Source organism: Niallia sp. HCP3S3_B10, from assembly GCF_052064465.1.
Classification (GTDB): Bacteria; Bacillota; Bacilli; order Bacillales; family Cytobacillaceae; genus Niallia; species Niallia hominis.
The window spans coordinates 1-26,112 of sequence record NZ_JBQHVO010000057.1 but is presented as its reverse complement, the minus strand read 5'-3'; the positions used below and the strand labels follow the sequence as shown (position 1 = coordinate 26,112).

The 26,112-nt window shown below is 35.3% G+C and carries 25 protein-coding genes and 1 pseudogene; 2 read left to right on the top strand and 24 right to left on the bottom strand.

Annotated features, from left to right (window positions below):
• Window positions 1–236 precede the first annotated feature (236 nt).
• The 4 genes from ACTNDN_RS19520 to ACTNDN_RS19505 form a co-directional block, all read right to left on the bottom strand.
• A complete protein-coding gene (locus ACTNDN_RS19520; RefSeq protein WP_251628443.1) occupies window positions 237–890 on the bottom strand; it encodes a ThuA domain-containing protein in 654 nt (217 codons plus the stop codon).
• Window positions 891–946: 56 nt separating this feature from the next.
• A complete protein-coding gene (locus ACTNDN_RS19515; protein WP_441131891.1) occupies window positions 947–1,408 on the bottom strand; it encodes a VOC family protein in 462 nt (153 codons plus the stop codon).
• Window positions 1,409–1,613: 205 nt separating this feature from the next.
• The gene (locus ACTNDN_RS19510) at window positions 1,614–3,929 is read right to left on the bottom strand and encodes a glycoside hydrolase family 95 protein (RefSeq protein WP_441131889.1); all 2,316 of its coding nucleotides are present in this window, start codon (window positions 3,927–3,929) and stop codon (window positions 1,614–1,616) included.
• Between the two features lie 110 nt (window positions 3,930–4,039).
• Window positions 4,040–5,590 carry a glycoside hydrolase family 43 protein gene (locus tag ACTNDN_RS19505; RefSeq protein ID WP_441131887.1) on the bottom strand — a complete coding sequence of 517 codons (1,551 nt, stop codon included), beginning with the start codon at window positions 5,588–5,590 and terminating at the stop codon, window positions 4,040–4,042.
• Between the two features lie 353 nt (window positions 5,591–5,943).
• Here ACTNDN_RS19505 and ACTNDN_RS19500 point away from each other — a divergent pair, with 353 nt between their 5' ends.
• Entirely contained in the window at window positions 5,944–6,315 is a 372-nt protein-coding gene (locus ACTNDN_RS19500; protein WP_441131885.1) for a hypothetical protein, read from the top strand.
• 208 nt (window positions 6,316–6,523) lie between these two features.
• Here ACTNDN_RS19500 and ACTNDN_RS19495 read toward each other — a convergent pair whose 3' ends face one another.
• The 20 genes and pseudogenes from ACTNDN_RS19495 to ACTNDN_RS19400 all read right to left on the bottom strand — a co-directional run bounded on the left by ACTNDN_RS19495 (window position 6,524) and on the right by ACTNDN_RS19400 (window position 25,436).
• Window positions 6,524–7,423 (bottom strand): fructose bisphosphate aldolase, encoded by a 900-nt coding sequence (locus ACTNDN_RS19495; protein ID WP_441131883.1) that lies wholly within the window; start codon window positions 7,421–7,423, stop codon window positions 6,524–6,526.
• 103 nt (window positions 7,424–7,526) lie between these two features.
• Complete coding sequence (locus ACTNDN_RS19490) at window positions 7,527–7,778, bottom strand: type B 50S ribosomal protein L31 (protein WP_031537969.1); 252 nt, start codon at window positions 7,776–7,778, stop codon at window positions 7,527–7,529.
• Window positions 7,779–7,813: 35 nt separating this feature from the next.
• Window positions 7,814–8,083: a 30S ribosomal protein S14 gene (gene rpsN, locus ACTNDN_RS19485; RefSeq protein WP_441131881.1), complete on the bottom strand. Its 270-nt coding sequence runs from the start codon at window positions 8,081–8,083 to the stop codon at window positions 7,814–7,816.
• Between the two features lie 128 nt (window positions 8,084–8,211).
• Window positions 8,212–9,408: a GTP-binding protein gene (locus ACTNDN_RS19480; protein WP_441131879.1), complete on the bottom strand. Its 1,197-nt coding sequence runs from the start codon at window positions 9,406–9,408 to the stop codon at window positions 8,212–8,214.
• Between the two features lie 143 nt (window positions 9,409–9,551).
• A complete protein-coding gene (locus tag ACTNDN_RS19475; protein WP_441131877.1) occupies window positions 9,552–9,734 on the bottom strand; it encodes a hypothetical protein in 183 nt (60 codons plus the stop codon).
• Window positions 9,735–9,846: 112 nt separating this feature from the next.
• Window positions 9,847–10,473: a metal-dependent hydrolase gene (locus tag ACTNDN_RS19470; protein WP_441131876.1), complete on the bottom strand. Its 627-nt coding sequence runs from the start codon at window positions 10,471–10,473 to the stop codon at window positions 9,847–9,849.
• 574 nt (window positions 10,474–11,047) lie between these two features.
• Window positions 11,048–12,244: an enolase C-terminal domain-like protein gene (locus ACTNDN_RS19465; RefSeq protein ID WP_312095919.1), complete on the bottom strand. Its 1,197-nt coding sequence runs from the start codon at window positions 12,242–12,244 to the stop codon at window positions 11,048–11,050.
• A 16-nt stretch (window positions 12,245–12,260) separates the two neighbouring features.
• Entirely contained in the window at window positions 12,261–13,097 is an 837-nt protein-coding gene (locus ACTNDN_RS19460) for a carbohydrate ABC transporter permease (protein ID WP_441131875.1), read from the bottom strand.
• Window positions 13,090–13,974, bottom strand: a complete 885-nt coding sequence (locus ACTNDN_RS19455; protein WP_441131873.1) for a carbohydrate ABC transporter permease — start codon at window positions 13,972–13,974, stop codon at window positions 13,090–13,092. The genes ACTNDN_RS19460 and ACTNDN_RS19455 overlap by 8 nt, the downstream gene beginning before the upstream one ends.
• 108 nt (window positions 13,975–14,082) lie before the next feature.
• On the bottom strand, window positions 14,083–15,378 hold the full coding sequence (locus tag ACTNDN_RS19450; protein ID WP_441131871.1) for an ABC transporter substrate-binding protein: 1,296 nt from the start codon (window positions 15,376–15,378) through the stop codon (window positions 14,083–14,085).
• Between the two features lie 115 nt (window positions 15,379–15,493).
• Entirely contained in the window at window positions 15,494–16,195 is a 702-nt protein-coding gene (locus ACTNDN_RS19445; protein WP_441131869.1) for a FadR/GntR family transcriptional regulator, read from the bottom strand.
• Window positions 16,196–16,437: 242 nt separating this feature from the next.
• Window positions 16,438–16,572 (bottom strand): annotated as a pseudogene (locus ACTNDN_RS19440) (GTP-binding protein); the annotation flags it as partial.
• 159 nt (window positions 16,573–16,731) lie between these two features.
• Window positions 16,732–17,598, bottom strand: coding sequence for a class II fructose-bisphosphate aldolase (locus tag ACTNDN_RS19435; protein ID WP_441131868.1), 867 nt, complete (start codon window positions 17,596–17,598; stop codon window positions 16,732–16,734).
• Between the two features lie 13 nt (window positions 17,599–17,611).
• On the bottom strand, window positions 17,612–18,622 hold the full coding sequence (locus ACTNDN_RS19430; RefSeq protein ID WP_031537971.1) for a carbohydrate kinase family protein: 1,011 nt from the start codon (window positions 18,620–18,622) through the stop codon (window positions 17,612–17,614).
• Window positions 18,623–18,650: 28 nt separating this feature from the next.
• Window positions 18,651–19,649 (bottom strand): ABC transporter permease, encoded by a 999-nt coding sequence (locus ACTNDN_RS19425; RefSeq protein ID WP_441131866.1) that lies wholly within the window; start codon window positions 19,647–19,649, stop codon window positions 18,651–18,653.
• 1 nt (window position 19,650) lies between these two features.
• Window positions 19,651–21,144 carry a sugar ABC transporter ATP-binding protein gene (locus ACTNDN_RS19420; protein WP_441131864.1) on the bottom strand — a complete coding sequence of 498 codons (1,494 nt, stop codon included), beginning with the start codon at window positions 21,142–21,144 and terminating at the stop codon, window positions 19,651–19,653.
• A 112-nt stretch (window positions 21,145–21,256) separates the two neighbouring features.
• Window positions 21,257–22,201: a sugar ABC transporter substrate-binding protein gene (locus tag ACTNDN_RS19415; RefSeq protein WP_441131862.1), complete on the bottom strand. Its 945-nt coding sequence runs from the start codon at window positions 22,199–22,201 to the stop codon at window positions 21,257–21,259.
• Between the two features lie 312 nt (window positions 22,202–22,513).
• Entirely contained in the window at window positions 22,514–23,284 is a 771-nt protein-coding gene (locus ACTNDN_RS19410; protein ID WP_048718183.1) for a DeoR/GlpR family DNA-binding transcription regulator, read from the bottom strand.
• A gap of 241 nt (window positions 23,285–23,525) precedes the next feature.
• Complete coding sequence (locus ACTNDN_RS19405; RefSeq protein ID WP_048718182.1) at window positions 23,526–24,623, bottom strand: DUF4236 domain-containing protein; 1,098 nt, start codon at window positions 24,621–24,623, stop codon at window positions 23,526–23,528.
• A 186-nt stretch (window positions 24,624–24,809) separates the two neighbouring features.
• Window positions 24,810–25,436 (bottom strand): metal-dependent hydrolase, encoded by a 627-nt coding sequence (locus ACTNDN_RS19400; protein WP_441131860.1) that lies wholly within the window; start codon window positions 25,434–25,436, stop codon window positions 24,810–24,812.
• Between the two features lie 178 nt (window positions 25,437–25,614).
• Between ACTNDN_RS19400 and ACTNDN_RS19395 the strand changes: the two genes are divergently transcribed.
• Window positions 25,615–25,998 carry an SLAP domain-containing protein gene (locus tag ACTNDN_RS19395; protein WP_441131858.1) on the top strand — a complete coding sequence of 128 codons (384 nt, stop codon included), beginning with the start codon at window positions 25,615–25,617 and terminating at the stop codon, window positions 25,996–25,998.
• Window positions 25,999–26,112: the final 114 nt, after the last annotated feature.

The window sequence follows — 26,112 nt, the reverse complement described above, 5'->3', positions numbered from 1 at the left end:
TGACTGTCATGTTGTATCTTTTAACTTTGGAACAGTAGATACCACATATCCCTAAATAAAAAAACGAAAGAGTCTTTTTGATATAAAGCACTCTTCCGCCATTCACAAATATTCTATTAAATTAACGCTGTACCTATTATCTTAAATGAATTGTGTATCACGCTATAAAACTAGCAGGTTTTGATGTCTTCATAACTTATGGTGCTTGCATTTTCTTATTGTAACTCCTAAATTTCTTATGCAGAAACCCAAACCAAGCATTTTTCCAGTATGTTCATAAAACCTGGATCCAATAAACCTTCCTTGTTATGGGCAGGTGTTAGACAGCAAACTTTTCCATTGCCGTAAGTATGATACCAGCCTGCAATGGACTGCCCATCAACGGAGTTAGCTTGAAGAAAGACTGTGGTTTGTGCTAAATCACAATGAACGAAGTAATGTTCATCTAAAAGATCCAATGAAATATTATCTGAAAGTATTTCATTGTCTTTTGTATTTGTATAGCGGACGAGTTGATGCTGTTTTGGATGGTATTTAAAATAGCCTCTAAGCATCTGCGTATATTTGCCATTTATTGCGTAGGAGGCCAATCCAGAATGCCATGCCAGCCACCTTCCGCCATTTTCTACATATTGAGTTATGGCATCAGCAATCTCTTCCGTCATCCAAGTATCCACAGGATGATCTGCTGGATTTATTCGATTTTCTGAAAACAATACGACGACATCTGGCTTTCCAGCAAGTTTCTCTAATAAGCGATTAGGATTACATGTTGCTAATTCCATTTTCCCATTAGAAATATGTTTGTCTAGTGCTTGTTCTAAAGACTGCAGTGCAGCTTCTCTTGGATGATAGTAATCTCCAACGATAGCTAGTATGGATGTACACATACTATTTCACTCTCTCCCTATTTTTACATTACTAGTTTCTTCATATTTAAGCTGTATCACTTTGCTTCATCATTTTCCAATAATTCTAAGATAATTTTTAAATCTTTAAAGGTATCCATGTAAGCATATCTCCCGCCAGTATATTCGCCTTTTTGAAGGAGAGGCATTTGATTTTTTTCCATCAAAGTAACCTTTTCTTTCATTCCATTAATAACAAAAGCGATATGATGTGGACCTTCTCCATGTTCATCCAAATATTCACGCCATGTACTTGGATTACGATCTGGTTCAATCAATTCAAGCTGAAGGGATCCCATATTAAAGAAGGCAAGCTTGGCACGTGCTTCTGTAGATTGATTGCGATATTCTGTTTGTGCACGATCAACCGTATCAGTTAAAGACCACTCGGGTTTATCTACGCCGAAAAAATCTGCATATGCCTGACTTGTTTTTTCAATATCGTGAACTAAAATCCCAATTTGTGTAATGAAGTTATTTCCTAACATATTTTTCTCCATCACTCATTCTCCTTATTATTTAAATGAGATGTTTTTCCATTTAGACCTTGGATGAACTTCTTATAAAGCCAACTATGGAAGAATCTTTGAAACGTATTTGTATCAAGCTATAAATTTAGCAATAAACAAATGTTTGAAAAAAAACGCAGACAATCTCAGATTGGGTTAACTGTCCCATCAAATCAAGTGGACGTATTTCCATGCTTTAACCCTTCATAGAAATAGGCTTTACTATATCCTCTGCGCCCTCTATCAATATATATCTTTCCTTCTCTTTCGTATGAAGTATTCGTATTTGTTCTTCTTGTTGATATAAAGCATATTCTTCTTTTCTTAATTTATTGTACCGGATACGACAATCCCCACCATGTGAGGAGTAGATAGATAAAAAGGTGAGTTGATGATTATCCCATTTCATTTCTATTTCAAAACCTCCCCTTGCTTTTAATCCTTTTACTTCTCCACTTTTCCATGCTTTTGGTATAGAGGGAAGAAGATGAATGTCATTTGCATGGCTCTGAATAAGCATTTCTGCAATTCCAGCAGTTCCACCAAAATTCCCGTCTATTTGAAATGGTGGATGATTGTCAAATAAGTTTGGTAGGGTAGAAGATTTTAGTAGCTCTAGTACATTTTCGTATGCTAACTCTCCTTCTTCTAATCTTGCCCACATATTTATAATCCAAGCCCGACTCCAGCCAGTATGTCCACCACCATATTTCAATCTTCTTTTTAAGGTGCGTTTAGCAGCAATTGCCCATTCTGGTGTTTCTCTAGGATTTATCTGCTTTCCAGGATGAAGAGCAAATAAGTGGGAAATATGTCTGTGACCAGGTTCAGCTTCTTCATAGTCAACAAGCCATTCTTGAATTTGTCCATACTTACCTATTTTCAAGGCAGGTAACTTGTTTTTGAGTTGTGTTAATTCCGCCCTAAAAGGATGATCTCTATTCAGTCGTTTACTTGCTTCAATGCAACTAGAAAACAGGGCATAAATTATTTGTATATCCATCGATGGCCCTTCTGTTAAGCTTCCCTTCTCCCCATTAGGCAATAGATACGTGTTCTCTGGTGAGACAGAAAGTGGTGTAATAAGTTCTCCTTCTGGTGTTTCAACTAGATAATCAACAAAGAACAAAGCAGCATCTTTCATCAATTCATAAGCCTTATCTAAAAACGTAATATCTACTGTATACTCAAAATGCTCCCACAAATGTAAAGATAGCCAAGCAGCTCCTAATGGCCAAATACTCGCTGGTATAAACATATCTTGAGGAGCAGTATCTCCCCAAATATCCGTATTTTGATGGGCGGTAAATCCACGGCAACCATACATGATTTGAGCAGTTATCCTTCCTTGTTCTCTCATTTTCTCCAAATGATCAAATAGTGGTTGGTGGCATTCGGAAAGATTACATACCTCCGCTGGCCAATAATTCATTTGTGTATTAATGTTGATTGTATATTTACTATCCCAAGGAGGTAACATTTGATCATTCCAAATTCCTTGCAACGTTGCTGGTAAGGAATCTGGTCGACTACAAGAAATAAGTAAGTATCTGCCAAAGTGAAAATACGTACTGATTAAATCAAGATCTTCTTCTCCTTCTTTTAGTAAATACAGCCTTTTATTTGTTGGTATATCGTGCTTTCTATTGTCTTTTCCTAGGTTGAGATCCATTCGATGAAACAAAGATTGGTAATCTTGAAGATGTGTTTTCCATAACTGTTCATATGATTTCTTTTCCGCAGCTAAAACGGTCTTTACACATTGACTAGCAGGTTGTTCGTAGCGATAGGATGTAGCTGCAGCTAGTATTATGGTTACAGCACTTGCCTCTTGAACTATTATTCTATTTCCAATCGAAGTGATTACTCCTTTTTCCACTAACACTTTGACCCCAGTATGAAAATGAATTCCATTCTCTCCACCAGTTTTTCCATCCATTATTAAATAATCTGGTTCGACTGCTTTCATATCATCTATATTTCTTGTCTTTCCTCTATCCAAAAACAATTGAAAGGAGATTTCTTTCTCTTTAGAAGCAGTTAAACGTATCACCATTACTTGGTCAGGATAACTTGTGAAAACTTCTCGATTGTAAGCAATATCTTTACACATATATTTAATAGTAGCTACTCCACGGTCTAAATCTAATTCTCGTTTATAATTGGTAAATACATCATCTTCATGATGAAAATCTATCCGCAAATCTCCTAATGGTTCATAATGTCTTTGTGATTCCGGGATGCCCGTACAAGCAAGTGCAGCTAGTTTTTCGGCTTCCCTAATTTCCCCGTTTTCTAAATGTTCCCGAATGGTAGGAAATTGCGTAAGTGCATCTGGATTATTTCGGTCTCTAGGTCCGCCATACCATACAGAGTCTTCATTTAATAGAATCCGCTCCCTCTCGATATGACCAAAAACCATTCCCCCAATACGTCCATTTCCAATAGGCAATGCCTCATTCCAGTCATTTGCTGGTTGCTCATACCAGAGTCTCTTTTTGCTTTGATTCACTTCATCACCTCAAAATCAAAATATATTCTCCATTCATTGATGAAAATAAAGATGCTATCCTCTAAAAGATAAACTAGATAGCTTCTGTTATATCCTGCAATAAACATTTATTATTCATTCAAAGATTCCATTCTAAAATAATCAAAATCAGCATAACCACCTATTTCTTCTGTAGAAAAATAAAACAAGGCATATCGATATCCGACAAAATGATCTAGCTTATACTTCATTTGGAGTTCAGCACCTATTCTATTCCAATCCAATCCGTTTAAACTATAATAGAAATATGCCTTATCCCTACTATCTTTAAAATCACAATCAATTCTAAAATAAACTCTTTCCTGCTCTAGAGGAATAGATTCTACTACCACAGGGGAACCAGGACTTGCGTCGACTATTGTTATCATTTTTGAATCATTTATTACCTGTACACCAACATATCCATAATCTTTTTGAAAAGCAGCAAATCCAGCAATATCGCCATTCTTCATACCGTAAGTCTCCAATGCAATATTGGCAGAACATTTGGGTCCGAAAGTTCGTTGTGTGAGGGTGTTTTTTGCTGCCTCTAAGTCAGGACAAAGCTTATTAGTTGTTAAACGTAAGTACCCAGGACGATCCGTTACAGACCATTTCGTCGGATCGGGATTATGATTCCACTGCCATACCAAGTCAAGTGAATCACTTTCATAAACAAACTCATCTGATGATACAATACGGTTTTCACTTGTTTCCTGATGAACTGGAATGGACAAGTTTTTTGGTGTAATACCATTTTCTCCAAAAATTGGCCATCCATCCTCCCACTTAACTGGGAGTAAACACGGCATTCTACCTGCAGCCCCATTGTCGCAAAATAACATACAGTACCATTCACCTGTTGGCGTATCAACTATTCCTCCTTGCGCTACACTAGTTGGATCATCTACTGCAATTCTCCCTTCATATTCTCCATCAAACGCTATTGCCCGATGCACTAACTGGGTTCGATGTCCTTTTTTCGGCCACGTAATAGTAAAAACATAATAATAGCCATCTATTTTTTGAATATGCGCACCTTCAGCTTGTAATCCTACTTCTTCTTTTGGAGATGCTACTAAACTAGCATCGGGAATGATTATCTTATTCAATCCGCCCTCTTTAATAGCTGTTGCATCTGCTGTTAGTTCAATTGCGCGTATATTCCCATTTCCATAAACTAAATAGACACGTCCATCATCATCAAATAATAAAGACATATCATGATAATATTTATTCAAGATAGAACGCTTCCATTTTTCTTTCTCCAAATCTTTTGTTTGAAAAATATACGTTTTATCTGTTGCTAAAGAGCCCACAACTAAATAATACATCCCTTGATGATACCGAAGACAACTTGCCCAAGATCCTTTTCCATATTCGTTTTTTCCATTGTTCAGCTCTTGCTCGTCATTTGTTGCTAATGTGTCATATACATAGTTAACAATTTTCCAATGCAATAGATCTGTTGATTTCATAATCGGAACCCCAGGATTCATATGCATCGTTGTACTAGACATATAATAGGTATCTCCAACCCTAATTACATCTGGATCCGGAATATCCAAATACAAAATTGGATTTTCGTAGGTAAGCGCTTTCTCTTTTTGGCCACTATCTTCTAATTTAGAATGACTAGTCATTATTCCTCTCCTCTACTCCTTTTGTTTTCTCACCACTTATTAAGTACTTTATCAGTTCGATAGATTCCTCCTTTTTTTGGCTATAATTTGGTACAAATGCCACTAAAGATTGTTTCGATGTCACCCCTAACTTTGAGATAGCATAAGAATCATTCCCTAGAGGGAGGGCATATAACTCCGTTTCGGATGTATCAGGATTCATTCCCTTTAAATTTTCTAGAAGATTACTATTTAGAGATAGCTCTTCTCTACTTTATATGTGGTAGATGCCTGGAAGACTTCCATTATAGAAAATGTTTGTCGCTCAAGCTAGAGGCCAATCCGTTTTTCCAGCTCTTCAAGGAGGCACTGTAATGGTGACGGTAGAACAAGTTGCAGAAGCGGCTATTGGCGCAATGGAAAAAGGGGAACATCGCCATACTTATGCTATTTGTGGAAAAAACATGAAATTTCAAGAGTTTTACCAAATGATTGTAGACGCATTAGATCAACACGAAACCACTCAAGTACCAGTAGTAGACTATGAACAAATGAGACCAATTTATGAAGAACTGGATAAACATGCAGAAGCAGCAGGTACAGAGCATGGCATTCATATGGCGATAAGTTCAAAATTACAAACAGAAGATTTATACCTTGATCCAGAAGATACTATGCCCGTATTAAGCATAAAAGAGTACGATATTATCGCTTCCATTAAGGAAACATTAGAAAAATGTTTATAAGAATGGGGAAATAGACAGGGAAATCTACTTTCTTTTTATAGAGTGTAAACTACGAAATTTGGTTTTCCCTTGATAGTTATCTATTTTTTACTATTAATATGTACAAATAGGAAAAGGCACCAGAATATCATTATCTGGTGCCTCCAAGTTCAATCCAGCTAAGCTTCTCTTTATAGCCCGACTCATTCAAAATCATTAAATCCACAATCTACTGCTTTCCTGTCTTCTCAGTAGAAGCCTCAAAAATAGACGTAACAGCTTCTTTTAATGCAGCATTAAATTCCTCTTCTGATTGGTTAACGTTTAACTCTTCGCTTAGCGCTCGAGAAAAACTTGCGATGATATTGTCGTTTTCCTTTAATTTTTGATTTGCTTCTTCTCTGCTGTATCCACCAGAAAGTGCTACTACTCGCAATACTCTTGGATGTGTAGTCAACTCTTTGTAAGTATTAGCAACTGTAGGGATGGACAGCTTAAGCATGACATTTTCATCTTCTTTTAGACTATTTAGATTTGTTAATAGTTCCTCTTTCAATATCGCTTCTGATTGCTCTTTATCTGGACTAGTAATATCCACTTCTGGTTCAATAATTGGCACTAGCCCTGCTGCCATTATTTGTTTTCCGATTTCAAATTGCTGATCCACTACTGCTTTGATACTTTCAGAATTTGCTTCCTTAATAACTGAGCGCATTTTCGTTCCAAAAATATGGCGCTCCTTTGCACGTTGGAGGATCTCATCTAAATCCGTGATCGGCTTCATCAATTGAACTCCATTTGAAGGTTCAGCTAACCCTTTATCAATTTTTAAAAAAGGAACAATCCCTTTTTTCTCTGCTAAATAATCAGCTGTATACATGCCTTCTATCTTACTATCCATCGTTTGCTCGAACAAAATGGCACCAAGAATATACTGAGAATCAAAAGCTGGAGATGTAATAATTCTTGTCCGCATTTGGTGCACCTTATCAAACATTTCTGCTTCATTTGTATAGGCACTTTCAGGTACTCCGTAATTCAACAATGCTTTTGGTGTACTGCCTCCACTTTGGTCTAATGCGGCAATAAACCCTTTTTGATTCTTCATTCTTTCCAATTGGTCGTTCATATATTTCTCCTCCTTGTTGTGAAATAGTGTTTATTAGAAATTATTCACTTAAGTTGAGGAGTTAAAACATTTTGTTGAAATATCTCATTCATTTATCAAAAGATTACTTTCTTGTATTTTTATACTTCTCATAAAACCGCTCCACTCGACCGCCACGATCAGAGAATTTTTGACGACCAGTGTAAAACGGATGGGTATCAGAGCTAATTTCCACTTTTATAAGTGGGTAGGTTTTTCCATCCTTCCAGATAATTTCTTCCTTAGAAGTTTTCGTTGATCCAGATAAAAATTGAAAGCCACTATTTACATCCATGAAAACGACTTCCTGATAAGTAGGATGTATTCCTTTTTTCATAATAAAGTCCTCCTCTATTTAATAGAATATACGTATCACCAACTTGACTTTTTCACACCAGGTATTTGCCCCTTATGAGCGTATTCTCTAAAGGCAATTCGAGACATTTTGAATTTTCTTAAATAACCTCTTGGTCTTCCCGTTACTTCACATCTATTTTTCAATCGTGTTGGGGAAGAATCTCTAGGTAACTTTCTTAATGCCTCATAATCCCCCTTTTCGATTAATTCTCTGCGAACGGCAGCATATTTCTCCACCGTTGCTCTTCTTTTTTTCTTTTTTACTACCTTGGATTTTTTGGCCACAATCTTTATCCTCCTTTATATAAATCGACATCATTACGATTTAACATGTGAAAATAACCCATCTTTCAGACGCATATTTATAATAAAACGAAATGGTTACGATTTGCAAGTTATTTGCTTTCACAAAACTATCTTGCTGCTACTTGCCAATGAAACGGATCGCTTAACTGTTGCCAATCTCCATAAAACTCTTCATCTGTTAATAAGCAATCATCCAATTCTTTTTTTATCAGCTCCACGTTTAAATCCATTCCTATAAATACTAGCTTTGTATGCCTGTCACCAAATTTAGGATCCCAACTTTCCTTCAATCTTGGATTATCACGAAGAATTTCCTTCTGTCTTGCTTCCGTTAGTGATGCAACCCAATAAGAGATGGGTTCAATACTTACAGACGGCCCAGCTTGTGATAAAAGTAGTGCTAAATTATTCCTTGAGGCACACCATGCTATTCCTTTTGCACGAACAATCGAGAGTGGCATCGAATGACACCAATCATTAAAGCGTTCCGAATGAAAAGGTCTTTTACTAGCATAAACAAAAGAGCTAATCCCATATTCCTCTGTTTCCGGTGTATGCATACTAGGACCAATATTCAATTCACGCAACCATCCTGCTGACTCACTAGCCCGGTCAAAATCAAATAGATTTGAATCTAAGATTTCTTGCGGTGTAATTTCACTATTCACGGTTCGAATAATTTTAGCAACAGGTTGTAAGGTTTTAATTACTTTCTCTAATTTATCTAAATCCATTGGTGCAACTAAATCACATTTATTAAGAATAAGCACATCGCAAAATTCAATTTGGTCAATTAATAAATCAGCAACATTTCTATCATCCCCTGCCCCAACTGCTTCTTTTCTATCTAAGAGTGAATCACCAGACTCATAATCATGCCAAAACCGATTTGCATCGACTACCGTTACCATTGTATCTAGTTTACAAAACTTTGTAAGATCAATTCCCATTTCTTCATCAATATAAGAAAAAGTCTGTGCGACTTGGATTGGTTCACTAATTCCAGATGATTCGATTAAGATATAATCAATATCCCCTTCCATCGCGAGCCTTTCCACTTCTACTAGCAAATCTTCTCTTAGCGTACAGCAAATACACCCATTTGACATTTCGACTAGCTTCTCCTCAGTCCGGGAAAAACCCCCAACTGTTTGCACTAGTTCACTATCAATATTTACTTCACTCATGTCATTGACAATTACCGCAACCTTCAGCCCATCTCTATTATGTAAAATATGATTGAGCAACGTTGTCTTCCCAGCACCTAAATAGCCACTTAACACTGTAACAGGTATTTTTTTCATTTTATCACTCTTTCATTTCGTTTTTAAATCGTAATAATTACGATTTATATAATAGTCTTTTTTATGAAAAAATGCAAGGATAAATACATTAGAGGAATCAAAGAGCCATCCAATTAACAGGATCATCTGCTTCTAGATAAGTGCTATGGATTCTTTCTTGGATTTTCGTATGCTTCAACTGCAAGTCTTGCCTGCTCTAATTCATTTAGCGTATCTAATTCTCGTTGCCTTCTATTTATATTCACCTGCCTTTGATAGACAGACGATTTTACTTCGGCTATCTGTTGTGGTATAAGAACACCAGTTTCTGGTATACTAGCAGTCACTCTCCTGCCTGTGGTTTATACACGCAAATCCCCCATTTCATTTTGCCAGAATGAGGGATTCTGTTCTATCTAACTTTTTATTATGTATAAAGAAAGATAATCTATTAAACTATTATAATTCCTTTGATGACAATGGCAAGAACAGCTTAACGCCTCGTTTATTAAATGGGAAAATTTTAAAATCAGCTATTAAATGACTGATATATCCCCCAAGACAAGTATAGTACAATCCTTGCATTCCAAGCGAAGTCTCTAAATCAGAGGCTATAATTCCGAAGAACACGACTCCTAAGATAGAATGGGTATAGCTTCGATGGGAAGTAAAGGATGCAATCATAATAAAGATTCCTAATAGAATAATCCATCTTTCTTCTACAGAAAGCCCCCCCATCAAAACGGCAATTCCCGTTATCGTTAGCATAAGTTTTTGTTTAATTAAGGAGGCTATAATTAATATCAAAATCCCTATTCCGACACCCATCCACCTTTCTACTGCGACCTTCTCAAAGAAACTATAAAGAATCATAAGTATTCCGATTACCTGTGCAGACAATTGAATCATCTGATGCGGCAAAGTAATTTTCCCACGAAGTTTCCCGTCAATATCTAGATCAGGCATTAATCCAGAGACAGCTCCTAAAGCGACACACACAAGCGTCTCCGTTGGTGTGGATTGCACGGTATGAGCAACAATAAATCCTGTTGCTGATCCAATTACAGCATGTGATGTTCCATTCAAGTTGATTTCCACCTTTAATATTTAATAGTTTTGATGCACTGATTACTATTCTACACCAAAACATTTGTTCTGTTTAGGGGAATTTTAAAGTAATAAAATACGCAAATAAAATTTGTAGGCTAATCGATAATTATATAATTATATTAAGAGTGTCAAATTGAGGTATTTCACGAAATATGTCAAAAATAGAATCTATTAATTGGAGAAAAGAAGGAATTCAATACTGGGGTTCTACGTCTATTCGTTAATATTACTTACAAACTATTCTATCTTTTTACTTTTGACGTTTCCTCTTACCTCTGCTACATTTTTTTGTAGGATTGAAAGTAGCTTTTAGTTGCTTATCTTAAAATAATCGTCTAAAAAAACCCAAGTAAATATGATGTCTTTATGCTCTTAGATACTCGAAATTAAGAATCATGAAAATTTTTTAAATACTACAAAAGGTGGGTGCAACAAGCTTGGAATATGTGTTGTTGCACCTAATAATACCTTCCTAATAAACACATAATTAAAAGCATGATTCTTCTTTTCTTAATTCTCAAATTTTCATTTGTTTCAATGAAAACATTATTTATGGTCTTACGGCAGTTCCATCTACAATTCTTGCTAGGGTCCACTCTGGCAATTTATCATTACAAGGGTATTTTTTTGCCTTCTCCTCATTAATATCAATACCTAAACCAGGTAACTGATTAGGATATATATATCCATTTCTAGTCTCTGGGCTACCTGGAAATACTTCTTGCACTTTCTCACTAAATCCATAATATTCCTGAATCCCAAATGCTGGACTACTCACATTTAAGTGTACGTTTGCAGCGTGTCCAACTGGTGAGACATCTGCAGGTCCATGCCATGCTGTACGTATGCCAAACATTTGACATACTGCTTCTACTTTTCTCGCAGGGGTTATCCCTCCAATTTGACTAACATGGATTCTTATAAAATCAATTAATCTATTTTCTATTAGCGGCATCCATTCATTAGGATTATTAAATAGTTCTCCCATTGCAATAGGTACTGTAGTATGCTGTCTAATTAACTTAAACCAATCAATTTGCTCTGGAGCTAAAGCATCCTCTAAGAAAAATAATTTAAATGGTTCTAGATCTTTTGCAAATCCAACAGCATCAATCGGTGCTAACCTTTCATGAATATCATGAATGAATTCAACCTCCCAGCCTACTTTATTTCTTAGATAATCAAACATCTTTATAACACTTTTCATATAAATTTTTGGATCATAATAAATTCCATTGGGAGCTTTTTCTGGTTTATTGATAAAATGATTTTTCCCGCCATAGCCTCCAAGTTGACATCTAATATAACGAAACCCTTCCTTCATAAATTGGATTACATTTTCTTCTACCTGTTCTATAGTCTCTCCTTCTGCATGTCTATAAACAGCTGCACCTTCTCTACATTTGCCACCGAATAATTGATATAAGGGCATATTCGCTAATTTTCCTTTAATATCCCAAAGTGCCATATCAGCACCAGAGATTGCATTGTTAAATTCCGGACCATTACGCCAATAACCACTTACATTTGTGGTATTCCATATATCTTCAATATTATGAACATCCTTGCCTATTAAGAATGGCCTAACATAATTATCAATAGCTGAAACTACTGATAAATATCTTTGAGTAAATGTTGCACATCCTAAACCGTATAAGCCAGGTTCAGTTGTTTCAATTTTTACTACTACTAAATTCACACCCTCTGGGGCAGTTACTATCGTTTTTACATTTTTTATTTTTATCATAATTATCCCTCCCTATTTAACCTTTAACAGAGCCTGAGGTTAAACTACTGATAAAGTACTTTTGAAAGAAAATAAACAAAATAATTAATGGTAAACTTGAAATTACAGATGCAGCCATTAAATCATTCCAAAGAATTTTATAATATCCATTTAATTCAGCGATGCCAACAGGAAGAGTTCTCATCGTTTCTGAATTAGTTAATATCAGGGCAAACATATATTCATTCCAACCTGTTAACATTGCATAAATGGCTGTGGAAGCAAGTCCTGGTAACGATAGTGGCATAATAATTTGTAAAAAGGTTCTTAATTTACCACACCCATCCATCTTGGCCGCTTCATCTAATTCAGTTGGTATAGACTTGAAAAATCCTACCATCATCCAAGTACAAAAAGGGATAGTAAAAGATATATAGACTAATATTAAGCCTAAATGGGAATCGATTAGATTTACTGATCTTAACACATGGTAAAAAGGTATTAATAACATAATAGAAGGGAACATTTGAGTTACTAGTAAAAAAGTAAGAAAAGATCCCTTTCCTTTAAATTTAAACCTGGTTACTCCATAGGCAGCCAAACATGAAACAATAATAGATGCAATTGTGGAAATCGAAACGATTATAATACTATTAATAAAATAATCAGAAAAAGGATAATCTCTAAATATATTTATAAAGGATGCGAAGGAAAAGTTTTCCGGTATCCATTTTGGTGGTGTTGTCATTACATCTTCAATAGGTTTTAAAGAGGTAGAAAGCATCCACAAAGTAGGTACTAAGACAAATCCTGAGGCAAATATTAATAGTACATAAATTAATAATTTTGAAAGTCTAAATCTCTTTTTAATCATTATCTAGTACCCTCCTATACAAGAAGCCTATCAAGAAACATACCGCAAAAACAATTACCGCCATAGCTGCTGCATTTCCAAAATCAAAATATTCAAATGCATTCTTAAAGATATCTATACTAACTACATTTGTAGCATTTCCAGGTCCACCTGCAGTCATTACCCAGATCATCGTATAATGTTTAAACCACCAAACTGTATCTAGTATGAGGCTTACTACTAAAACTGGCTTTAAACCTGGAACTGTTATATAAAGAAATTCCTGCCATTTATTCGTTCCATCTATCCTTGCAGCTTCATATAAATCTTTCGGAATAGACTGTAATCCAGCCAGGATCATCATCATTATTAAAGGATACCCTTTCCAAATACTAACCATTACAACTGCTAAAAATGCATAAGTACTTTCACCTAACCAAGAGATAGGTTCAGAAATAATATTAGTTGTCAGCAAAATATGATTAAATAAGCCATACATTGGGTTAAATAACCATTTCCACAATAAAGCAACTACCACTTCAGGCAAAAGCCAAGGCAAAACAAGGATTGCTCTAAAAATAACGATTCCTTTTATATTTATATTTAATAAAAGTGCCAAACCAATTCCTATGATAAAATGACCTAATATCGTTAGTACTGTATAGAGTAAAGTAAGCAAGATGCTATTAGTAAAATCCATATTAGAAAATATTTCTTTAAAATTTTCTATCCCAACAAAATCCCAACGATTAACCAGATTTGTATCAAAAAAACTAATATACATACCATAAACTAATGGATAAGCCACTAACAACAACAACGCAATTGCAGCAGGTGCTGTAAACAAGTAGCCACTCCAATATTCTTTTTTTAATATTGAGAATGTTTTATTTCTCATATTTTCACCACCTGACCGCATATGTCGGCATTCCCCTAATCCAACTCTCTTATAAGCAAAAATAGTTAGGGGAATACCGCTTTATTATCTCTTTATCCTACCTAAAAATTATTCTTTACTAATTAGATCTTCTGCACGATTCTCAGCTTTTTTCACAATATTTTCGACGCTTTCACTATTCGTTAACATTGTTTGATAAGCTTCAGCTATTATATCTTGGAATTGGCTATATGAAGAGATCTCTGGTAAATGAAATGCATATGTGATAGCCTCTGAATATCCTGCCATTTCAGGTGTATTTAATTGTTGTGACTCCCCTACATCCTTTCTTGTTGGAAGTCTCCCTGTATCCTTATTCCATTGAAGGGAATTTTCTTTGTTTACTAGAAATTTCAAGTAATCTGCTACTTCTTCTTTATGTTCACTGTTCTCTGAAATTCCATATCCAATAAGGCCAAAATTAGAGGAATATTCAATATCTTTTGGAACTGGAATACTATAGACTTTACCTTTTAAATCAGGATTTTCCGCATATATTGCTCCTAATGCATTAGGTCCAGTAATCATCATAGCCACTTTATTTGTTGCAAATAAACTCGCTACCTCAGGAAAACCAGATTCAGTAACCCCTGGTGGAACAACTTTATATTTATTATTTAAATCTCCATAAAGTTGAAATGCCTTTTTAGCTTCATCTGAACCTAAGTCTGTAATCCAATTTCCGTTATTATCTTTTCTAATTTCTGCTGCACCAAAGGAACGTAAAATAGGTATAAATCTTGAAGCACCAGAACCGTTTCTAGTTCCAACTAACCCAAATCCCCATTGATCTAACTGACCATCTCCATCTTTATCTTTTGTTAGCTTTTGAGCTACTTCTATAAATTCATCCCAAGTCTTCGGCGCCTCTAAACCTTCTTCTTCAAACCAATCTCCTCTAAAGATTAACGCTTGCGGGGTCGCGTTCCATGGGATTAATTGTAATTCCCCATTTATACTTGCTTCATCAATAATATTTTCGTAAAAATCTTTTAAATACTCTTCTCCTAATAATCCAGTAAGATTAGCTGTCATTCCCATATCATGAGCTGTTCTCATAAATTCAGGTGTCATAGTAAAAGCATCGGGCAAATCATTACTTGTTGCTAATGTTGTAAGCTTCTTATATAAATCATTCATTGGAACCCCTATAAATTCAATCTTGACTTTAGGATTTTGCTTCATGTATTCATCCGCAATTTTTTGTTCAAGTTCCCCGTCTGGTTGTTCTGTTTGTGAAACAGACATAATTTTTAAAGTTACTACGCCATCTTCTGATTCGCCAGCCCCTTCTTTTGATGAACACCCAGATAAAACGCTTACAATAAAAAGTAAGAAAACTAACCCCATTTTAATTTTTTTCATTTTCTCACTACCCCCATCTTTTCTAAATAAAATCTATTTCTAAAAATGATATTTTTTAGAAATAGAGAACAACCTATAAGGTGGCACATCATACAACTTTTCGGAAATTTTATCGTTACTGAGTCATATTGAGTTTTTCCAACATTTCCATTACTCCTCTTCTTATCTGGTCCTTAATACCTTCTGCGTCCCTCTTTTTAAAACATTCATACTGTTTCGTATGTCCATCTATACTGTTTTGGTTCACACCTATGACTCTATTCAATTCCTCTAAATATAAGTAGAAGTATTTTGAATTTTTCAACACTTCAAAAAGCAGCTTGTTTTTTGAAGCCTTAGCAATAACTAAGTGAAATTCAAAATCAGCAACAGTGTACTTTTTGTATTCTTTTTTGTTTTGTATCATTTTTTTTAAAGCTCTTTCTAAATTTAAAACATCTTCTTCAGTTGCTTTTTCCACAGCGAGATCAATACACTTAAATTCAATTGCTTCGCGGAATTCAAGCATTTCTAATATATCTTCCTTAGTTAACTTTAATTCTACATTTAATGTATCTAAGCTACTCAAAATACTTACCTTTGCAAAATTAGAAACAAATGATCCTTGCCCGTGTTTGATTTCAATGATCTTTTTTACACTTAATTTTTGTAATGCACTTCTAATACTCGTTCTACTTACCCCTAACATTTCACACAATTGATGTTCAGAAGGAAGTTTTTCTCCAAGGCCCCAATAACCATTATAAATCTTCTGAACTATCTGATCATAAATTTCATCAACCACACTCTGCCTATTAATTTGTTTAACCATATCCATCTTCACTCTCTTCAAGTTGTGTGTTGTCATACAACTTCTTGCTTATCTCTCCTCTTAAGAATTTAATTTTCTGTAGATGTATATTCTTCCACTTTATATTTATGACATTTAAAAAATTAAAATCACATCTAGAATCTTGCTTACTCTACATTGAATCCTCTTAAATACAGTGTTAAGCACAAATCTTATTTAATACTATAAATGGAAGCAAGAGACAGTTCCTTTTCCTACACTTCCATTCAGATTATAACTTCACTCATGTCATTGACAATTACCGCAACCTTCAGTCCATCTCGATTATGTAAAATATGATTAAGCAAAGTTGTCTTCCCAGAACCTAAATAACCACTCAACACTGTAACCGGTATTTTTTTCATTTCCTCACTCTTTCATTTAAAATTTTAAATCGTAATCATTACGATTTATATAATAATCCCTTTTATCCAAAAATGCAAGTAGGGAATCAAGGGGACGGTTCTACCGTTTCCCTTTCGGAAAGCAAAAAGGGAAGCGGTAGAACCGTCCCTCTCGTTCCTTCATTTATTTGCGAAAATGCTTATTGCTTTCTTTATATCTTGTTTGATGGTTTCTTTTGCTACTACGGTTAAATCATGGTAGAAAGGGTTCTCTTCTTTTTCTAAAAATGCTTTCGCAGCGTATGCCCCGGCCTTTGCTGCATAGCTGTAATAATTAATTTTTCTTACTCCTCTATTTATTACTGTTTTGTACTCTTCTTCACTTAACCCTGAGCCTCCATGCATAACGACAGGTCTTTGAATATTTTCATAAATCCTTTCTAATCGATCAAAATCTAAGTTTGGTTTTGTCAAATAGATTCCATGGACTGTACCAAAGGAGGCAGCTAATGCATCGATATTCGTTTTCTCTACAAAGTCCTTTGCAATAGCAGGGTCTGTATAATAGTTTGCTGCATCCTCTAAAACATGTGAGTCTCCCTCATATGTTTCTTCTCCTCCAAGTCCAGAAGAAGTCATCACGCCAAGCTCTGCTTCTACAGAAACATTTTGTTTATGAGCATATTCCACTACCTCTTTCACAATCTGAATATTTTCCTCATAGCTTTTATGAGAGGCATCAATCATAACAGAGGTAAACCCAATATCAATTGCCTGCTTTACCGTTTCTAAATTGGTTCCATGGTCAAGATGAACAGCAATTGGCACAGATGCTTTTTGAGCAAACTCTACTAAGATAGGACCCATTATTTCAAGTGGAATGATAGCATTATGCACCTCTGCGTGTGCAAGAATGATTGGCGCTCTTAGCTCCTCCGCCGCTTCTACTACTCCTCTAACAGATTCTAATGTTGGACAATTAAAAGCCCCGACTGCATAGTTCCCCTTATCTGCTTCTATCAAAAGTTCCTTTAAAGTTACTAACATAGTAGCCCTCCTCCTATATTTCCACTTTATTTCTCTTCGGGTATTCCTGATACATCTTTACTAATTCATCATATGCCTTTACACCTGATGTTCCATCCGCCTCGAATAACGAGGAAGCTGCTGCTGCAGTACCTAATTGCATTGCCTCCCATAAAGAAAACGCCTTCAAAGCACCATACAGTACCCCGGATACATAAGCATCTCCTGCTCCAACAGTGCCTTTGATTGAGCTATTATCAATAAGTAAAGATGGTATACTATGAATCTCTTTTCCATCAAATCCAAAACTTCCCTCTGGTGTATGGATAACAACCCAATCCTTGACACCTAATTTTTTTAAGCGATATAACACTTTTCTAATATTGTGTTCAATCAGCTTTCCATCCCCATTCCTTAATGCTATGCCAACACTATTACCTGCTTCTAGTTCATTTATAATGCAATAATTCGTGAATTTAAGACACGGTGGCACAAGCTTTTGATAGCGATCACTATTCTCACTGACAATATCAATAGACGTCTTGATTCCTAATTTTTGTACATTCCTTAACACCTTAGCCGTCTTTGTTCCATATTCTTTGTCTTCCTTATCTAGCCCATCTAATAATAAAATATAAGCGAGATGAAAAATTTTGGTGCGCAGCTGTTGATAATCTATTTTTGACTCATCGAAATAAAGACCGTTTCCTTTATAAGTAAAAAATGTTCTGCTAGTTGCATCTTGATAAACATCGGTAAATGGTGTATCTCCTAACACTTTCACTTGACTACTATCAATATTTTTATAGTGAGATAGTCGCTCTTTAAGATAGTCGCCCCTCTCATCCTCTCCTATCATTGCTAACGTATCTATAGGCAACTCTCCATCTATTCTTGCTAAAGAAACAGCACAGTTAGATACCGCTCCTCCTATGGATCGCATTACGCTTTTTATTGTCGTCAGCTCTGACTGATTAGGGTATTTTTCAATTTTTTTTATTTCGTCAACAGCAATTGTTCCAGCGATTGTTATTCCCTCTTTCATCTAATCCTCCCCCCTATTCTATGTCCATTTATGCTTTTCTTCTTTTAATAACATCTGCATAGACAGCAACTAGAATTACAACACCTTTTACAATGTATTGCCAAAAGGAGCTTACTCCCATCAGATTTAGCCCATTGCTAAGCACCCCAATAATAAGTGCCCCGATAACTGTGCCGCCGATTTTCCCATAGCCTCCTGTCATACTCGTGCCGCCTAACACAACTGCCGCTATCGCATCTAATTCTGCACCTTCTCCCGCTGTTGGTTGACCAGAAAACATACGCGATGCTAACACAATACCTGCAATTGCAGCCATTAATCCACTAAATGTATAAGCAAAAAATTGTACCTTTTTTATGTTTATTCCTGAAAATTTCGCTGCTTCCGCATTCCCACCCACAGCATACATGTGACGACCAAGTCGCGTTTTATTCATAATGAAGTAACAAATGATTAATAGAATTAAAAGGTAAAGCACAGGCATCGGCAATACACCACCAATATAACCAGATCCAATGAAATTGAAGGAATCAGACATAACTCTGACTGGCTTTCCATCTGTAATTACATAGGCCGCTCCCCTCGCTATATTCATAGTGGCTAGCGTAATAATAAAAGGAGGAATCACGGTTGTTGCAGCAACATAACCATTTAAAGCACCGATTAATAGCCCCACAAATAAACCAGCTAATACAGCTATAAATACCGGTGCCCCGAATGTTGCAATCATTAAAGTCGTAACTACTCCAGTTACTGCCATAATGGAGCCAACAGATAAATCGATCCCACCTAAAATAATAATCATCGTCATAGCAAGGGCCAAATATAGATTGGTAGACGTTTGTCTTAACACATTTAATAGATTATTAGAGGATAAAAAGTTGGGATTAATAATCGAAATAATAATACATAAAGCAAGTAACCCTATTAAAATACCTAAATTTTCTCGAATAAAGGTTATAATACTTGAACCTAAGTTCCAAAAAAAGTTTTCTTTCTTTTTCTCCTTTAGTGCTGCTTGAGCCATCTTAATTACCTCCAGTAGCATAATGCATAATCGCTTCTTGACTAAAGCTCTCTTTTTTCTCTAATATCTTTTGAATTTTCCCTTTGTACATAATAGCTACTCTATCACTCATATTAATAATTTCAGGAAGCTCGGAAGATATCATAATAATGGAAACCCCTTTTTGCACGAGCTGATTCATAATCGCATAAATCTCCGCCTTTGCCCCTACATCGACTCCTCTTGTTGGTTCATCCAATATCAATACTTGAGGATTTGTCGCAAGCCATCTAGAAATCAATACTTTTTGTTGATTTCCACCGCTTAAATTTTTTACTATTTGCCCACTATTTGGGGTTTTAATAGCTAATTCTTTAATAAAATCCTCTGCATACTGGTCTTCGATTTTCTTTTTTACGCGAAGAAATTTAATCACCTTATCCAAAACTTTTATCGTAATATTGTATTTAACAGACTGAATGAGAAACAGGCCTTCTTCTTTCCGATTTTCCGTAACATAGGCAATCCCGTGTTTAATCGCATCATTCGGGTTTTTTATCATAATTTTCTTGCCGTCTCGATAAATTTCTCCTTCATCAAAGGGGTCAATGCCAAAAATACATTTCATCAGCTCTGACCTCCCTGCACCAACTAAGCCGGAAAAACCTAATATTTCGCCTTTATTTAATTGGAAGTCCGCATGATTCACATAATTTTCCCTTGATAAATTCTTTACTTCTAAAACTGTTTCTCCTACTTTAGAATAATCTCTAACATAATAGTTAGTTAGTTCTCTACCAACCATCATAGAAATTAGTTGGTTCTCCGTCGTTTCTTGCGTACGAACGGTCCCGATATAGGTTCCATCTCTCATCACTGTAATTCTATCTGTTATTTCAAATAGTTCATTCATGCGGTGTGAAATATAAACAATCCCCACACCTTGTTCCGTCAAATTACGAATTGTTTTAAAAAGAAAATTCACCTCTTTTTCCGTTAAAGAAGAAGTTGGTTCATCCATTAAAATAATTCTCGCTTGAAAAGAAACTGCTTTAATAATTTCAATCATTTGTTGCTGTGCAACATTCAACTCACTAATTACACTCTTTTCCGATAGATCCAACTCAAATTTATCTAAAAGGTTTCTTGCATTGGAAAACATTGTTTTTTTATCGACAAACCCTGTTTTTGTTAAAGGTTCTCTTCCTAAATAAATATTTTCCGCTATCGTTAAGTATGGGACTAAGATAATTTCCTGATGGATAATGCTGATACCATTGTATTGAGCATCTTTAACATCTTTTATCTCTACTTCTTGCTCATCAATAAAAATTTTTCCTTCATCAATGGAATATATCCCACCAAGTATTTTCATAAGTGTTGATTTCCCAGCTCCATTTTCCCCTAAGAGAGCATGAACCTCTCCCCTATTTAGTTCAAACTCTACACCCTTTAAGGCATAAACTCCTGGGAAACGTTTAGAAACGTCCTTCATCTCTAATAATTTCGTAGACATAATCCCACCCCATTAAAATGTAGAAGGAGAATTCAATATAAGATCCATTTTAAAATTGCATATTTCTTCTCCTTCTATTTGTTCAGTCGCTAAGAATGTATATTCACATCATTTATTGCCAGCCATCTGTTCCGTATTCCTCCACATTGTCCTTATTAATGATGAAGGTTTCTACTGGAATTTTCTTTTCATAGTCTTCGCCTTTTAGTATTTTATAAGCGACTTCGACCGACTTTTCTCCAATAGAGATAGGCGATTGAGCTCCTGTTCCGATTAATGCTTCTCCATTTGCAATTGCAGTTTTCGCATCAGGTGATCCATCAACTCCATAAATGGCAATTCCTTCTATATTCGCAGCTTTAACAGCTGCTAATGCACCTAAAGCTGTTGGATCATTTCCACCCATTATAGCGATAATGTCAGAATGGGCTTGAAGGATATCCTCTGTCACCGTTAACGCTGTCTCTAAGTCTCCCTTGGCATCTTGCTGTGCAACAATCTCAAAATTTTTCCCTTCAATCGCTTCCATAAATCCTTCGATTCGATCATTAACTGAATTCATTGTTGGACTATCAAGGATAACTATGTTTCCTCCATCTGGAAAATTCTTCACTAAATCTTCTCCAGCAACTTTTCCGGCATTCTTATTATCTGAACCTACATAGCTCGTTATATATTCCATATCTTTCACTTCTGCATCGTAATTGATGATTGGGATATTCGCTTCCTTTAACATCGCTAATGCTGGTCTAATTCCTTCCCAATCAACAGGATTTAGAAAAATTGCGTCTATTCCTTGAGCAATCATATCTTCAATTTGATTAATTTGAAGCTCCACATCCATAGCAGGATTGGTCGTAATTAACTTATCTCCATTAGCTTCTACCTTATCTCTAATTGCTTTTTCTACTACTTGAAAATACGGGTTATTTTGTGTCATCGACGTATAGCCAAATACATATTGATCCTTTTCACTACTAGATTCTTCACTCGTATTACATGCAGCTAACCCAAAAGTTAGTACCAATGTCAATAATCCAATCAAAAACTTCTTCATACATATCCCCCTTGTTTATAGAAGTAATTTTATATATTAAAATCACCATTGTGACTTAATATCCGGATGCCAAATACATTTTTAAGCGCTTACATTTAATGCGTATTTAGAAACACTTTTGATTTTCACCAAAACTAATCAAAGGCTATTTACTTTCTATTCACATTTCATTCCATTTATTCATTAAAAAAGTTTCACTCATAAAAGGAATTTAGAAAATTATTGGTAGAGTTTTTTTTAATAAAGATGGATTATATTGTAATATGCTAAATGAACATGTTCGTATAAATAACAATTAATAGAGAGGTTCTATCAATTGTTACTACATACGACTAATTCAACTCCACTGCTCTGAATTAACTTACAATATTCATTAGAGGGGGTTTTGTCTGTGATAATTCGATTTATGTTTTCAAGCGAGGTTATTTTGTGCATAAATTGAGTGTCAAATTTGCTATGATCTATAAGGAAGGTTATCTCTTTTGATTGCTTTATTACTTTTTGCTTAATCTCCACTTCAAAAATATTCGAGTTACTGAAACCTTGGTTAAGCGTGAAACCAGATGCAGCTAAAAAGGCTTTATCAAAAGAAAGATTGTTTAATGTTGAAATGGCAATTGGTCCATAAAGCGACGACGTGGACTCTCTTATCATGCCACCTAAAATAATTTTTTCCTTGTTTTTCCCATGAATTTTCGAAGCAACATTCAAGGCATTTGTTGTGATGGAAAGCTTTGCATCAACAGGTAGGTTTTTAACAAAATATGGAGTGGTCGTACCTGCATCTACAAAAATGCCGTCCCCCTCCTGAACAAATTTGACCGCCTTTTGCCCAATGAGTTCTTTTGCCCTTCTGTTTAATAATTCTCTCTTATTAATGACAATATCTTCAAAAGCGAGAATCGCACCTCCATATGTTCGTTTCAAAAATCCTAATTTCTCCATTTTATCAAGATCCCGCCTAATCGTCATTTCGACCACGCCAAATGTTTCTGTAAGGTCTTGAATCTTGATCTCTCCTTCATTCAATAGAAGTTGATAAATTTTATTTTGTCTTTTATTTAATTGCTGCAAATTTTCCATATTATGCAGTTCTCCCTATTATGTTCTTTACACCAAATGTTTGAATCAAACATTTTTTTGTTAACTAAACACATAATAAACGGAATTGCTATTTTTGTAAATGCTTTCTTTTCAATTTTTTAAATTTTTTATTTGCGTAAACTCTAGTTGTAGTATGTACCCAAAAGAATCAACTTCCAGGAAAATTTTTCATGATTAATAAAGCGTGAGTAACTATACCCACGCTTCTAACCTTATCCGCTTAATCAACCATAAGTCTACTAACTGCCTCAAACCCTTTTGTCTTTTTAAAATTCATCTTGTGTTCAAAGTTTTCTAATGCATCGGAGCAGTCAATATTAGCAAAATTTAATCGATTTAGTTTTCCTTTGTCCAATTTCACAGAAAGAATAGTGATTTTTTCCATATATCCAGTTACAGTGTTTAAACGATTATCTATTGCATGTATGTAGACCGTATGTAGTGGCAATAGTGCAAACATATCACGGGCAATTCTTAATATACAGCTACAGACATAATCTTGCTGAATATCATAAAACTTCCCCTTCGGCATTTGCTTTCTTGATAATTTTCCAGTCTTTGTTAAAGATAATTGTTCTTTTGGAACGACATCCTCCGCATTTACTTCAAATTCGATTTCCATTACTTTCGGATCACCACAACTGAATTCAAATCCACTTCCAAATTCCGTTAAATCATCCAAAGGTGCAAATGCTTCAATGACTTGAAAATAAGTATCAATATCCCCTTCTAACACCTTTGTAGCAATCTTTACATCGCGCTCCCAAGTAAGATAATCCTGTTTATCTTCCTCTCTAGCAGCTATAACCTCTTCTCGTAACTTCTGTTCAGCAGATTGTCGATTAAAAAGCTTGGTAAGAACTCCTGGTTTATAATTTTGAAGCTGCTGTAAAGCTAGTTTTTCCTTTTCTCCCATTTCCCCACTAGGCAGGTGATAGGGCGCATCTGCCCCTCTTACTTTTATCCAATTAACAGGATCATCTGCTTCTATATGAATACTATGAATTCTTTCAATTGTATTTTCGTATGCTTCAACTGCAAGTCTCGCCTGCTCTAATTCATTCAGTTTATCTAATTCACGTTGCCTTCTATTTATATCCGCCTGCCTTTGATAGGCCGACGACTTTCTATTCCTGCCACCTGTCGTGGTATAAGATACACCAGTTCCTGGGATACTAGCAGTCACTCTACTGCCGGTTCGAGAGTTCACGCTATATCTAAGCCCTTTTACACCAGCGCTTACCCCAACACTCTTTTTTCCAACATTCACCCGAACACCAGGAGCTATTTTAAAGCTCTTTCGAAAACCAAAGCCCATATTTAAGACCTCCCTTTTTCCATATTATAACATAAATAGATGGTAACTTCGATTCTATCTAGGTTAGAAATATCAACATATTGCTTTAGAGCCATATAGAAAGAATCCCCTATTAAGATTGCTATAATAGGGGATTCTTTCCATCCAACTTAATATTATGTATAAAGAAAGACAAATAGTAAACTATTAAAATTCCTTTGATGTCAGTGGCAAGAACAGCTTAACGCCTCTTTTGTTAAACGGAAAAATTTTTAAATCTGCAATTAAATGACTGATATATCCACCAATACAAGTATAGTATACTCCCTGGATGCCAATGGAGTTCTCTACATTTGCGGCAATGATTCCAAAAAACACAACACCCAAAATAGAATGAGTATAGCTACGATGAGATGTAAAGGATGCAATCATAATATAGATTCCTAGAAGTATAATCCATCGTTCCTCAACAGAAAGTCCTCCCATCAACACAGCAACACCCGTTATCGTCAGCATATGCTTTTGTTTAATTAACGACGCGATAAACAAAATCATAATACCTATCCCGACCCCCATCCACCTCTCTACTGCTACTTTCTCGAAGAAACTATATAGCACCATAAGTATTCCGATTACCTGTGCAGACAATTGAATCATTTGATGAGGTAACGTAATTTTACCACGAAGCTTCCCGTCAATATCCAGATCAGGCATTAGTCCAGAAACGGCTCCTAAAGTGACACACACTAATGTCTCTGTTGGTGTGGATTGCACGGTATGAGCAACAATAAATCCTGTTGCTGATCCAATTACAGCATGTGATGTTCCATTCAAGTTGATTCCACCCCTAATATTTAATAGTTAATATAACATTTACTATTCTACACCAAAACATTTGTTCTGTTTAGAGGGAAATTCATAGTGGAATATATATGATAGAAAGAAATAATTAGATCGTATAATAGATTCTTTCTCTCACTTATGTTACACTTCACTTCAAAAGGTGGTCATAATGATGCAGGAATTACAATTTGAATCGGCCTGGGACAAGCAAATTGCCCCGCAAGATAGAGAAAATATAGAAAAAATCTTTACGGAAACAAAACACATAAACAGTTCAATCGTTATTTTTTCTCCTATCCGAGAAGCAATCAATCATAAGGATGCACTACTTGTTTCCGTATTGGTTCATAATTTCACGGAATATCCCCTAACCTTTCAAAATACACTATTATATTACAGTGTTAATGATGAAGTGATTGCAGAAAAGGAATTCACACTGCCAGACCTTGTCATTCCTTCTCATGTCAGTATGCCATGGACATTTATTTTCCCAAAGGATAGTTATAGAATGCAAGATTCATTTAAGCATGGGAGATTAGAGCTTAAGTATTAATAGAAAATAAAATGGGGGGTTAATGAACTGACCTAGCCAAATGAGACATATATAAAACACCTATCCATATTAAATTTAACACTTTTTCATTAATTTGATATTGGTTCTTTACTG

Bases quoted from the DNA above. Each gene is read 5' to 3' on its own strand.
- ACTNDN_RS19460 (WP_441131875.1), bottom strand. From the start codon at position 13,097: ATGATTAAAAAGAGATTTAGACTTTCAAAATTATTAATTTATGTACTA.
- ACTNDN_RS19450 (WP_441131871.1), bottom strand. From the start codon at position 15,378: ATGAAAAAAATTAAAATGGGGTTAGTTTTCTTACTTTTTATTGTAAGC.
- ACTNDN_RS19490 (WP_031537969.1), bottom strand. From the start codon at position 7,778: ATGAAAAAAGGAATACATCCTACTTATCAGGAAGTCGTTTTCATGGAT.
- ACTNDN_RS19495 (WP_441131883.1), bottom strand. From the start codon at position 7,423: ATGAACGACCAATTGGAAAGAATGAAGAATCAAAAAGGGTTTATTGCC.
- ACTNDN_RS19415 (WP_441131862.1), bottom strand. From the start codon at position 22,201: ATGAAGAAGTTTTTGATTGGATTATTGACATTGGTACTAACTTTTGGG.
- ACTNDN_RS19395 (WP_441131858.1), top strand. From the start codon at position 25,615: ATGATGCAGGAATTACAATTTGAATCGGCCTGGGACAAGCAAATTGCC.
- ACTNDN_RS19435 (WP_441131868.1), bottom strand. From the start codon at position 17,598: ATGTTAGTAACTTTAAAGGAACTTTTGATAGAAGCAGATAAGGGGAAC.
- ACTNDN_RS19445 (WP_441131869.1), bottom strand. From the start codon at position 16,195: ATGGATATGGTTAAACAAATTAATAGGCAGAGTGTGGTTGATGAAATT.
- ACTNDN_RS19425 (WP_441131866.1), bottom strand. From the start codon at position 19,649: ATGGCTCAAGCAGCACTAAAGGAGAAAAAGAAAGAAAACTTTTTTTGG.
- ACTNDN_RS19465 (WP_312095919.1), bottom strand. From the start codon at position 12,244: ATGATAAAAATAAAAAATGTAAAAACGATAGTAACTGCCCCAGAGGGT.
- ACTNDN_RS19500 (WP_441131885.1), top strand. From the start codon at position 5,944: ATGGTGACGGTAGAACAAGTTGCAGAAGCGGCTATTGGCGCAATGGAA.
- ACTNDN_RS19430 (WP_031537971.1), bottom strand. From the start codon at position 18,622: ATGAAAGAGGGAATAACAATCGCTGGAACAATTGCTGTTGACGAAATA.
- ACTNDN_RS19455 (WP_441131873.1), bottom strand. From the start codon at position 13,974: ATGAGAAATAAAACATTCTCAATATTAAAAAAAGAATATTGGAGTGGC.
- ACTNDN_RS19515 (WP_441131891.1), bottom strand. From the start codon at position 1,408: ATGGAGAAAAATATGTTAGGAAATAACTTCATTACACAAATTGGGATT.
- ACTNDN_RS19405 (WP_048718182.1), bottom strand. From the start codon at position 24,623: ATGGGCTTTGGTTTTCGAAAGAGCTTTAAAATAGCTCCTGGTGTTCGG.
- ACTNDN_RS19520 (WP_251628443.1), bottom strand. From the start codon at position 890: ATGTGTACATCCATACTAGCTATCGTTGGAGATTACTATCATCCAAGA.
- ACTNDN_RS19505 (WP_441131887.1), bottom strand. From the start codon at position 5,590: ATGACTAGTCATTCTAAATTAGAAGATAGTGGCCAAAAAGAGAAAGCG.
- ACTNDN_RS19410 (WP_048718183.1), bottom strand. From the start codon at position 23,284: ATGGAAAATTTGCAGCAATTAAATAAAAGACAAAATAAAATTTATCAA.
- ACTNDN_RS19480 (WP_441131879.1), bottom strand. From the start codon at position 9,408: ATGAAAAAAATACCTGTTACAGTGTTAAGTGGCTATTTAGGTGCTGGG.
- ACTNDN_RS19420 (WP_441131864.1), bottom strand. From the start codon at position 21,144: ATGTCTACGAAATTATTAGAGATGAAGGACGTTTCTAAACGTTTCCCA.